This is a genomic window from Aeromonas sp. FL131 (genome assembly GCF_049860615.1).
Taxonomy (GTDB): Bacteria; Pseudomonadota; Gammaproteobacteria; order Enterobacterales; family Aeromonadaceae; genus Aeromonas; species Aeromonas hydrophila.
On the sequence record NZ_CP187595.1, the window covers coordinates 266,353 to 278,012 of the forward strand.

An 11,660-nucleotide genomic window follows, 5' to 3' on the forward strand; every position below is an offset into this window, starting at 1 on the left:
AGGCTGATGTGGGGGCGGTCAACGAAGACGCGATCCTGACCGTCGATGCGGCCAGCGGCGTGCTGGCCAACGACAGCGATGTCGACGGCAACGCCCTCAAGGTGACTGGTATCCTGAGCGGCACCAGCGGGACGGCCACGGCCGTGAACGCCAGTGGCGACACCGTGCTGACCAACAGCTACGGCACGCTGACCATCCGGGCTGACGGCAGCTACAGCTTCAATGCCAATGGGGCGGATGCGCAGAAACTGGCGGCCGGTCAGCTGGCGAACGTGGTGTTCACCTACACCGCGACCGACGGCACCGAGAGCCGGACCAGCACCCTGACCATCACCATCACCGGCACCAACGATGCACCGGTGCTGCAGGCTGATGTGGGGGCGGTCAACGAAGACGCGATCCTGACCGTCGATGCGGCCAGCGGCGTGCTGGCCAACGACAGCGATGTCGACGGCAACGCCCTCAAGGTGACTGGTATCCTGAGCGGCACCAGCGGGACGGCCACGGCCGTGAACGCCAGTGGCGACACCGTGCTGACCAACAGCTACGGCACGCTGACCATCCGGGCTGACGGCAGCTACAGCTTCAATGCCAATGGGGCGGATGCGCAGAAACTGGCGGCCGGTCAGCTGGCGAACGTGGTGTTCACCTACACCGCGACCGACGGCACCGAGAGCCGGACCAGCACCCTGACCATCACCATCACCGGCACCAACGATGCACCGACCCTGAGTATCGACAAGGGGGCCGTGGTCTCCGAAGAGGGGCTGGCCGGCGGCATTGCCGATACGGCAGGCAGCAGCGATACCACCGACAGCGTGGCCGCCAGCGGCAAGATCACGGTCGGCGATGTCGACAGCCAGGATACGCTCACTATCAGCCTGAACGGGCCGGCTGGCCTGACGGCTGGCGGTGCCGCGGTGCAGTGGAGCTGGAATGCCGCCACCAAGGTGTTGACCGGTTATACCGGTACACCGGGCGGCGCCGACTACAAGGCGGTCATGGATGTGAAGCTGACCGCGCCCGCCGGCAACGGCAAGGGCGACTGGAGTTATGACGTGACGCTCAAGGCCCCGCTTGATCACCCGGTCAAGGGCAGTGAAGACGTACTCAACTTCCAGATTGGTGTGACCGTCTCGGATGGCAAGACCACCACCACTGGCAGCCTGCCCATCTCGGTCGAGGATGACTCGCCGGTGGCCGGTGACATGGCGGCCGTCTCCGTCATCAAGACCAACATCCCGGATACTCTGACCGGCCTGTTTGATCTGACCAAGTACAGTGGCAGCAACCAGACGACCCTGAACGTGAGCGGTTTCAGCATCACGGCGCTGGGCTTTACCTCGTCGACCAACTCGGCCCTGATCACCGCCAATGTCAACGGTTCCAGCTCCGGTCTGGGGGTTTCCAGCGTCGGTTCACCGAACCACAACCTCGCCAACGAGGTGGACTTCCGCCACTTTGCAAACGGTACTTCTGCTTCCGAGCAGCTGATCGTCAAACTGGATGCGGGCAAGGTGGCCTATGGCGCCAACATCAAGTTCAGCCAGATGTTCGGTGGCGAGCTGGAGAGCGGCGTGGTCGAGTTCTACCGCGGCGGCGTGCTGATCGGTACCCAGACGTTCAGCTCCAACGCGGCGGGTGGCGACTATGCCGGCAACTTCCAGGTGCAGCAGGGTGGCTTCGATACCATGGTCATCAAGGCCACCAACAATGGTAACGGCCTCTACGCCGACAACAGTGACTTCACCGTGAAGAGCATCGAGTTCCTCGGTGCCACCACGGCGCCGGCCATCGCCTACGGTTCCGGCACGGTCACCCCGCAGTGGGGCGCCGATGGCAAGGGCTACATGCAGCTGGTCGGTTCTACCGAGACCGGGCTGACCACGGCGACCGGCAAGCTGATCACCACCACGATGGAATCGGCCAATACCCTGGTCGGCAAGGCCAGCGATGGCACCTTGGTGTTCCGTCTGGAATTTACCCCGGCCACCGGCAAGTGGGAGTTCTTCCAGTATCAGAACATGTCCAAGCCGCTGGGAGATGGCGACATCGACTTCCAGATCAAGGTGGTGGATGGCGACGGCGACTACAGCCTGGGCTCTTTCGCAACCAAGCCGCTGTTTACGCCTATCGTACAGTCGGTTTCCAGCGAGAGTGCGGCCGAGGGCGGCAACCTGCTGCACACGGTGACGCTGTCTGATGCGACCCAGGAAGCGACCCAGTATGACTTCGGCATCAAGGGCAGCGGTACCAACCCGGCTTCCAGCCTTGACTGGGGTACTGCCCAGTTCAGTAACGGGGTGACCTACAACAGCGCCACCGGCAAGATCACCGTGCCGGTCGGGGTGTCGGGCTTTACCGTGACCATCCCGACGGTGGACGATCGTCTGGTCGAAGCGAATGAGACCCTGACGGTGACTGTAGGCGGTCAGAACGGCATCGGTACCATCATCGACAACGATCGTGCGCCGGTGACCACGGGTGGCTACAGTGCCGGCAAGGAAGACACGCCGCTGGTGCTGAAGTGGGCCCAGTTTGGTGCCAGCGATGATCAGGCCGCTTCTGACCTGAGCGTGCAGATCAACACCCTGCCGCTGAACGGCAAGCTGGAGTACCTGAACGCAGCCGGCCAGTGGATTGCGGTGAAGGTGGGGGATCTTGTCTCCTACGCCGATATCGACAGCGGCCACCTGCGCTTCGTGCCGGGCCTCAACGAGTCGAGCACCAACGCCAGCAACGGCAATGGCGTCGTTACCGGCAACCTGCAGGGCGATTACGCCAGCTTTGGTTACCAGATCAGCGACGGCGCGAACCTGAGCAACAGCGGCAAGCTGGTGATCGATATCACGGCGGTCGCGGACAAGCCGGTGGTCGACATCAGCCTGACGGGCAACGGCGTCCCGCTTTATACCCAGTACCCGTCGTCCGGCATCTCCACCGGGGCGTTCCAGAGCGGCAACTTCAACAAGGGCAACTTTGGCATCACCAGCAGCTTTACCGACAGCACCACCACCCAGGACAGCGTGGTGGGGACCAGCGGCAACGACTACATCGTCAGCGTGAAGGGGGGTGGCGATTACTTCGTCGGCGGTGCAGGCAATGATGTATTGGTCGGCGGCAACTCGGTCTCCGGCGATACCCTCGACGGCGGCACCGGTAATGACATCCTGGTGGCCGGACTGGGTGGCGATACCCTGTTTGGCGGCGCCGGTACCGACCTGGCCGTACTGATGGGCTCGCGTGCCAACTATGTCATCGAGCGCAGAAGTGACGGCGGTTTCAACTTCCTAGTGAAGGAGAACGGCGTCACCATCAGCAAGTCGCTCTACGACATCGAGCTGGTGCAATTTGATGACGGCATCTACCAGTTCAACCAGACCGACGGCACCCTGACGGCGGTACAGCCGAGCGTGGTGGATTACCCGTTCGAGATCAGCGCTTCCCTGACCGACCGGGATGGCAGCGAGCAGTTCGACAGCCTGGTGCTGACCGGCATGCCGACGGGGTCGACCCTCTACCAGGGCTCCACCGTGCTCGGCACCGTGGGGGCAGATGGCAAGCTGACGCTGACCGGTCTGTGGAACCAGAGCGCGCTGGATGTCAAACTGACCGGTCTGACCCTGCGGGTACCGGGCAGTAGTGCCGGCCAGTTCGACCTGAAGGTAGAAGCCATTGCCAAGGAAGTGGCGACCGATCAGACCAGCAGTGCATCGGATCAGGACTCGATCCGCATGAGCTACTTCCTTTCCACCGAAGGGGAGCCGGGCGATCAGAACCGCACCTATGGCAATGAGCACAATATCGTGGTCGGGGATCTGGATGGCAGCGTGGTACTGCCGGGCCAGAACTACAACATCGCCTTCATGGTCGACAGCTCGGGCAGTATCGGCAGCAGCGCCATGAACACCATAAAGAGCCAGCTGGCTCAGGTGTTCTCCAGCCTCAAGGCTAGCGCCGGCACCGATGGCGCCGGGACGGTCAACATCTTCCTAGTGGACTTCGACACCATGGCCAACAAGTCGGTCAGCGTGAACCTGAAGGACAGTAACGCCCTGAGCCAGCTGCAAGCCATTCTCGACAGCATGGATGGCAGCACCAACAACGGCGGTGGCACCAACTACGAGGATGTGTTCAAGACCACGGCCAACTGGTTCAACAGCTCGACCGTACAGGGTAATACCAATGCCAAGAACCTGACCTACTTCATTACCGATGGTAAGCCGACTTACTATCTGAGCAATGAAGGCAGCAACCCGCTGGTTGATGACTACACCAACAACAACAAGGACGTATATCTCAATCAGCTGCTGCAAAATGGCTATGTGCCTGGTCAGGTATACAAGAACGGTAACTTCACCGTGATTGATGGCCAGGGCGTCGTGTACAAGAGCGATACCTCAGGCAAGGTCTCCACGATCGGTTATATGCGCCCTGATGGTCTGGGTGGTTATACCTACTCGACCCTGGCAGGTAATGGACAGGATTCCACATCCACCACCATCAGCAATGCCGTTGCCGGCTTTGCCTTGCTGACGGGCATGGGGGTCACGGTGGAAGCGATCGGACTGGGGGCCAACATCTCCTACAACGATCTCAAGTCCTACGACTCTGACGGCGTCATCATGACCGGTGTCAACGCCAGCGACCTGGCCAACGCCATCCTGGGTACCTCGGTGAACAACCTGCCGGGCAGCGACCGGATCGACGGCGGTGCCGGTGACGACATCCTGTTCGGTGATGCCATCCACTTCGCCGGCATCAACGGTGAAGGCTACGCGGCCATCAAGCAGTATGTGGCCGGCAAGCTGAGCGCAGGCTCGGTGACCGATGCCCAGGTCCATGACTACATCACGGATCATGCCAGCGAGTTCGATCAGTCCTCCAACAACGACAAGGCGGACGTGCTGATCGGCGGCGATGGCAACGACATCCTGTTCGGTCAGGGTGGCGATGACTTCCTGTTCGGCGGGGCCGGCAACGACATCCTGTTCGGTGGTGCCGGCAACGACACCCTGTACGGCGAGAGCGGCAACGATACCCTGTACGGCGGTAGCGGTGACGATACCCTGAGCGGTGGTCTGGGCAATGACATCCTGGTCGGCGGGCTTGGCAATGACATCCTCAAGGGGGATGGCGGCGCCGATACCTTCACCTGGCTGCAGGGCGACACCGCTGCGGGCAGCGTGGCCAAGGATTACGTGGTCGACTTCTCCAAGGCGGAAGGTGACAAGCTGGATCTGAGCGACCTGCTGGATCACGATGGTTCTCGCAACCAGAACGATCTGAAGAGCCTGCTCTCTGTCTTCCAGGACAGCGAAGGGGTTCACCTGCAGGTCAAGGAGAGCAGCGCCGCCCCCGTGACCCAGGAGATAGTGCTGATGAACCACACGTTCGACAGCCTCACCGGTAGCGCGTCGGCCACCTCGTCCCAGGTGATCGACTACATGCTGAACAACAACATGCTGGATATCGACAAGTAATCCGGTCGACCCCAGGCAAAAAGCGGCAGATTCATCTGCCGCTTTTTTATGTCATGGGATTGAAGGGGGCGCTGATTTTCATCGGATAATCAGGGCCGTATCACCGTCGACAGAGGATTGTGAGCGAATGGTTACTGACAAGCTTGAAGAGAGCTCCGCCGCGAGCCGGGTCTCGCTTTTTTTTATCAAGTTCCTGCATCATCTGGCCGACATAGGATAAGAATACGGGTCGTGTTGGGATTCTGACCCTTCTATACTATGGCGAGACTCGGGCAACGGACGTAAGGGCTTTATATGGCGAGCATATTGGATTCAGTGGACCAACGTACCCAGCTGGTAGGGGAGAACCGCCTGGAGCTGTTGATGTTCCGTTTGGGATCCCAACAGTTGTTTGCTATCAACGTGTTCAAGGTGCGGGAAGTGGTCAAGCTGCCCCATCTCAACAAGATGCCGGGAGCGCACCACAACATCAGCGGGGTGGCCAACATCCGTGGCACCTCGATCCCGGTGATCAACCTGCGCAGCGCCATCGGCATGCGCCCCATGCCCATCGATGCCGAGTCCAACCTGATCATTACCGAATACAACCGCACCATTCAGGGCTTTCTGGTGGGGCAGGTGGCCAACATCGTCAACATGACCTGGAAGGACATACTGCCGCCGCCGCGTTCCGCCGGGCGGGCGAACTACCTGACCGCCATCACCCGCATTCCCGAAGACGGTGTCGATCAGATCGTCGAGATCATCGACGTGGAGAAGGTGCTGGCCGAGATCATCACCTATGACATCCGCATCTCGGAAGAGGTGCTGGATCGGGAGATCCTGCCGGAAATGCACGGCCGCAAGGTGCTCATCGTCGACGACTCCAGCACGGCCCGCAATCTGGTGCGCGAGACCCTGGGCCAGCTGGGGCTGGAGGTGATCGAATGCCAGGATGGCCTGCAGGCGCTCAATCTGCTCAAGGGGTGGTGCGATGCGGGCAAGAAGGTGACCGACGAGATCCTGCTGATGATCACCGATGCCGAGATGCCGGAGATGGATGGCTATCGGTTGACCCATGAAATTCGCAGCGATGCCCGCATGTCCGATCTCTTCATCACCCTCAACACCTCGCTGAGCGGCAACTTCAACGAGGCCATGGTCAAGAAGGTGGGCTGTGATCGCTTCATCTCCAAGTTCCAGCCAGACCTGCTGGTCGGGGTGGCCCAGGAGCGGTTGCGCCAGATCCTGGAACGCTGAGACAAGATCAATAAAAATCCCGCCTTGGCGGGATTTTTATTGGAGTTGGAGCCCGGAAGATAGGCAGGGCCATGACACCGGGATCACTGGGTCAGCAGCGGCTCGATAAAGCTGGCCACCCGGTCGCGGATCTGCGGCTGGGCGGCGGCGGTGGGGTGGATGCCATCGTTCATCATGAGTTCAGGGCGCAGCGCAATATCATCCATGAAGAAGGGCATCAGCGGCAGCTGATTGGCGCTGGCCAGTTCCGGGAAGATCTGCTCGAACTGGCGCAGGTAGCGCGCGCCGTAGTTGCGCGGCAGCTGGATCTGGGTCAACACGGTTTTTACCTGTTGTGCCTTGGTCAGCGCCACCATCCTGGTGAGATTGTCCCGGGTGATGGCCGGCGCGAACCCACGCAGCCCGTCGTTGCCACCCAGCTCGATCAGCACCCAGTCCGGTTGATGTTCCTTGAGCAGGGCCGGCAATCTGGCCAGCGCCCCTTGCGTAGTTTCACCACTGATGCTGGCATTGATAAGCTGATGTTTACCCCCCTGCTGCTGCCATTTCTGATTGAGCAGCGCAGGCCAGCTCTGCTCCGCCGGCATCTGATAACCCGCACTCAGGCTGTCGCCCAGTACCAGCAGGGTCTGGGCCTGCACCGATGACACCAGGCAGCACAAGGCAAACAGGAAACGCGTCATGAATTCAACTCCCATTATCAACGTCAAGGGCCTGGGCAAGACAGTGCGCCTGGGCCAGGAAAGCCTCACCATCCTTGAAGGGATCGACCTGCAAGTCAATAGCGGCGAAACGGTGGCGCTGGTCGGTGCTTCCGGCTCCGGCAAGTCCACCCTGCTGGGGCTGCTGGCCGGGCTGGATCTGCCGAGCCAAGGGGATATCGAGATCCTCGGCCAGTCGCTGCTGCAGCTGGACGAAGAGGGGCGTGCCCGGCTGCGGGCCGAGCAGGTCGGCTTTGTGTTCCAGTCCTTCCTGTTGCTGCCCACCCTGAGCGCGCTGGAGAACGTCATGCTGCCTGCCGAGCTGCGTGGCGAGACCCGCTGCGAGCCGCGGGCTCGCGAGCTGCTGGCGGCGGTCGGCCTCGGCGAACGGCTGCACCATCTGCCGCCGCGCCTCTCCGGCGGTGAACAGCAGCGGGTCGCCATCGCCCGGGCCTTCATGACCCGGCCCAGCCTGCTGCTGGCCGATGAGCCCACCGGCAACCTCGACAGCAAGACCGGGGAGCGGGTGATCGAGCTGCTGTTCGAGCTCAACCGCGAGCATGGCACCACGCTCGTGGTGGTGACCCATGATCATGAGCTGGCTCAGCGTTGCCAGCGGCAGCTGGTGATGGCGGCGGGACGATTGGCTTCGGATGCGTCAGCATCCGAAGCCGCCTCTGCAGCAAGAGTCAGGGAGCTGTCATGAGTCAGTGGCGACTGGGATTCAAGTTATTGCGCCGGGAGGGATTCAACGGCGAGCTGCGCTGGTTCGTGCTGGCGCTGGCGCTGAGCGTGGCCTGCGTGCTGAGCGTGGCCCTGGTGGCGGATCGACTGGATGCCGGGCTCAAAGCCTCGGGCCGCGACTTTATCGGTGCCGACCGGGTGCTGCGCTCGGCCACGCCGGCGCCGGCCGCCTGGCTCGAGCAGGCGGCAAAAACGGGCCTGGCGGTGCAGACCACGGTCAGCTTCAACAGCATGCTGTTTCATGGCGATGCCTTGCAACTGGCCTCCATCCGCGCCGTGCCTGAGGATTTCCCCTTCTACGGCAAGCTGGAGCTGAGCCCCCAGCGGGCGCCGGCACCCGGCGAAATCTGGCTCTCCGCCCGGGTGATGCAACTGCTGGCGGCCAAGCCGGGGGATGCGCTGGAAGTGGGCAATACGGTGCTCAAGGTGGCGGGGGTACTGGGTCAGGAGCCGGATCAGGGCTTCAGTCCCTTCCTGCTGGCGCCGCGGGCGCTGATCCACAGCGCCGATGTGGAGGCGACCGGTGCCCTGCTGCCGGGTAGTCGTCAACAGTGGCGCTACCTGTTCAAGGGCACTCGCGAGCAGGTGGCCGACTATGAACGCTGGCTCAAACCCAAACTCAAGGCGGGGCAGAAGCTGATCAAGCCGGACGACCAGGGCTCCCAGGTGGGTCGCTCGCTGGCCAATGCCGAGCGCTTCTTCCGGCTCGCCTCCCTGGCGGGAGTGCTGCTGGGGGCGCTGGCCATGGGCATCGCGGTGCGTCACTTTGCCGAGCGCCAGACCAACATGGTGGCGCTGCTCAAGACCCTGGGGGCCTCCCGCCGCTCGCTCTGGCAGTTGATGGGCACCCTGTTGCTGTCGCTGACGCTGGTCGGCGCCCTGCTCGGTCTGGTGGCGGGCAGCGCCATGCAGTGGCTGACCCTGCATCTGCTGGGCAACCTGCTGCCCGCTGACCTACCGCCGCCGTCGTGGCGACCCTTTGCGCTGGGGTTGGCGGTGGCCTTCTTCATCACCCTGCTGCTGGCCTTCGTGCCCTTCCTGCGCCTGCTCAAGGTGCCGCCGCTGCGGGTGCTGAGACGCGAGCTGGAGGCGGGGATCCCGCCCTGGCTGGCGTTGCCGGTGGCGTTGCTCGGCTTGTTTGGGCTGGTGTGGGGCTTCACCGCCGATGCGACTCTGGCGCTGGGGCTGATCGGCGGCATGGGGCTGCTGATGGGGCTGCTGGCGCTGATCGCCTCCTTGCTGCTGCGGCTGGGACGCCGGGTGCAGGGGCCCCACGCGCTGCGGCTGGCCATCAGCCATCTCTCCCGCGAGCGGGGCAGCGGCCTGTTCCAGCTGGCGGGCTTTGCGCTGGCACTCATGCTGTTCGGTTTGCTGTGGGCGGCGCGAGTCGACCTGCTCGGCGAGTTCTCGGCTAGGCTGCCGGCGGATGCCCCCAACCGCTTCCTGGTCAATGTGGCAGACGGGGAGCGGGAGGGGATCCTGGCCGATCTGCGCCAGGCGGGGGCCGTGACCTCGGACTTCTACCCCATGGTGCGCGGCCGGCTGGTCAGCATCGCCAGCGAGGCGGTGCGCGACACGGATGAAGATGGCCGCGAAGGGGTCAATCGCGAGCTCAACTTCACCACCACCGCCACCCTGCCGCCGGATAACACCCTGACCGCAGGACGCTGGCTGGATGGCCCCGGCCAGGTATCGGTAGACAAGGATCTGGCCAAACGGCTCGACATCGCCCTCGGCGACACCCTGGGCTTCACCATCGAGGGGCGCAGCTTCAAGGCGCAGGTGACCAGCCTGCGGGCCATCAAGTGGGACAACATGCGGCCCAACTTCTACATGATCTTCTCGCCGGACGTGCTGGCGCCCTTCTCCCAGACCTGGCTCGGCAGCTATCGTCTGCCGGAGCAGGGGCGGGTGGCCGAAGTGGAGCTGATCCGCCGGCACCCCACGGTGAGCCTGATCGATGTGGACGATTTGATCGTGCGGCTGACGGCGGTGTCGGATCAGGTGAGCCGGGCGCTGGGGCTGATGCTGGGACTGGTGACGGTGGCGGCGCTGCTGGTGCTGCTGACCCAAACCCAGGCCAGCATGGCCCATCGGCGCCGGGAGCTGCTGTTGATGCGCACCCTGGGGGCCGGCAGCGAGCTGCTCCGGAAGATGCTGCGCTGGGAGCTGGTTGCCAGCGGCCTGCTGGCGGGTCTGTGTGCCGCCATGGTGGTCGAGCTCTGCTCCCTCGGCCTGCAGTGGTGGTGGTTCGAGGGGCAGTGGCAGTTCCACTGGGCCATCTGGGCCGGTCTGCCGCTGCTGGGGGCCGTGCTGGTGACGCTGGCGGGGCAGGGCATGCAGCGCCAGCTGCTGGCGGGCACCCTGAGCGATCGGCTGCGTGGATTGGGGCAGGGCCTGCTCTGATCACCGCATCTTGTGCGGATGCCGCAAGGCGCAATAACAATCAGCCCGGCCAATGGCCGGGCTGATTGTTATCCGGTTGGCTGAAAGCCCGGTCAGCGGGCAGTGCTCAGCAGATTGGCAAGGGCCTGGGGCAGCGCCGGGTAGGTGAAGTGGAAGCCGGCCTGCTGCAGATGGGTCGGCAGCACCCTCTGGCCGGTAAGCAGCAGGTCGGCCGCCTCGCCCATCAGCAACTGCAGCAGGGGGGCCGGCACGAAGAAGAGGTGTGGCCGGTGCAGGGTGCCTGCCAGGGTCTGGCTGAACTCGCGGTTGCTGACCGGCTGCGGCGCCGTGCCGTTGAACAGGCCGTCGCACTCGTCGTGCTCCAGCAGGAATAGGATGGCGCGCACCAGATCCTGGACGTGGATCCAGCTCATGATCTGGTGCCCCGTGCCCATGGGGCCACCGAGGCCGACGCGATAGGGCGGCAGCATTTTGGGCAGGGCGCCGCCGTCGGTGCCGAGCACCAGCCCGATGCGTACGATGCAGACCCGGGTATGCTTGCTGCGGGCTTCGCGGGCCAGGGTTTCCCACTGCTGACAGAGCTGATGGGTGAATTCGTCGTGAGGGGTCTGGCACTGCTCGTCCAGCGGTTCATCGCCCTGACGGCCATACCAGCCGATGGCGGAGGCGTTGATCAGCACCCTGGGCGGCGTATCGGAGAGCTTGACCAGGTCGACCAGCTGTTCGGTCAGCAGCCAGCGACTGTCACACAGCAGCTGCTTGCGCCGCTCGCTCCAGCGGCCGTTGGCGATGGGTTCCCCTGCCAGGTTGATGACCGCGTCCACGTCGTTGAGGTTGTCGAGCCGATCCAGGCTGTCGAGCAGCTTGACGTCGTGGCCGAGCAGATCATAGGCGCGGCTGCCCTGACGGGTCAGCACCAGCACCTCGTGAGCCACCTTGAGATGGGCCACCAGACGGCGACCGATGAAGCCTGTCCCTCCCGTGATCAATATTTTCATATGCAGACTCCCTGACGCTGTTGGCTCTACTCTAGTGGGCCGGCACCAGATGAACAAGCAGCTGTTTTTGCAAAGATTATAATCGTCAC

General features: G+C 63.2%; 6 protein-coding genes (1 of these 6 running past the window's edge). 4 read left to right on the plus strand and 2 right to left on the minus strand.

The annotated features are described in order from the left end of the window. Window positions 1–5,483, plus strand: the final stretch of a protein-coding gene (locus tag ACPW75_RS01350) for a VCBS domain-containing protein (protein ID WP_425904406.1). The gene continues 21,538 nt to the left of window position 1, outside the view; 5,483 of the gene's 27,021 nt are visible here — the last part of the coding sequence; its start codon lies off the left edge, out of view; the stop codon is at window positions 5,481–5,483. Between the two features lie 294 nt (window positions 5,484–5,777). After that, window positions 5,778–6,722 (plus strand): chemotaxis protein CheV, encoded by a 945-nt coding sequence (locus ACPW75_RS01355; protein ID WP_017410908.1) that lies wholly within the window; start codon window positions 5,778–5,780, stop codon window positions 6,720–6,722. An 83-nt stretch (window positions 6,723–6,805) separates the two neighbouring features. Here the strand turns inward: ACPW75_RS01355 and ACPW75_RS01360 are convergent, their stop codons facing one another. Continuing rightward, window positions 6,806–7,405 (minus strand): arylesterase, encoded by a 600-nt coding sequence (locus ACPW75_RS01360; protein WP_011707238.1) that lies wholly within the window; start codon window positions 7,403–7,405, stop codon window positions 6,806–6,808. On the opposite strand from ACPW75_RS01360, the gene ACPW75_RS01365 reads away from it, so the two are divergent. Then, a complete protein-coding gene (locus ACPW75_RS01365; protein WP_077098225.1) occupies window positions 7,404–8,129 on the plus strand; it encodes an ABC transporter ATP-binding protein in 726 nt (241 codons plus the stop codon). The two genes, ACPW75_RS01360 and ACPW75_RS01365, sit on opposite strands and share 2 nt — an antisense overlap. After that, the gene (locus ACPW75_RS01370; RefSeq protein WP_270696996.1) at window positions 8,126–10,573 is read left to right on the plus strand and encodes an ABC transporter permease; all 2,448 of its coding nucleotides are present in this window, start codon (window positions 8,126–8,128) and stop codon (window positions 10,571–10,573) included. The genes ACPW75_RS01365 and ACPW75_RS01370 overlap by 4 nt, the downstream gene beginning before the upstream one ends. A gap of 92 nt (window positions 10,574–10,665) precedes the next feature. On the opposite strand, the gene ACPW75_RS01375 is transcribed toward ACPW75_RS01370, so the two are convergent. Then, a complete protein-coding gene (locus ACPW75_RS01375) occupies window positions 10,666–11,571 on the minus strand; it encodes a TIGR01777 family oxidoreductase (RefSeq protein WP_077097732.1) in 906 nt (301 codons plus the stop codon). Window positions 11,572–11,660: the final 89 nt, after the last annotated feature.

Coding starts and splice junctions, on each gene's coding strand:
- ACPW75_RS01355 (WP_017410908.1), top strand. CDS start 5,778: ATGGCGAGCATATTGGATTCAGTGGACCAACGTACCCAGCTGGTAGGG.
- ACPW75_RS01365 (WP_077098225.1), top strand. CDS start 7,404: ATGAATTCAACTCCCATTATCAACGTCAAGGGCCTGGGCAAGACAGTG.
- ACPW75_RS01360 (WP_011707238.1), bottom strand. CDS start 7,405: ATGACGCGTTTCCTGTTTGCCTTGTGCTGCCTGGTGTCATCGGTGCAG.
- ACPW75_RS01370 (WP_270696996.1), top strand. CDS start 8,126: ATGAGTCAGTGGCGACTGGGATTCAAGTTATTGCGCCGGGAGGGATTC.
- ACPW75_RS01375 (WP_077097732.1), bottom strand. CDS start 11,571: ATGAAAATATTGATCACGGGAGGGACAGGCTTCATCGGTCGCCGTCTG.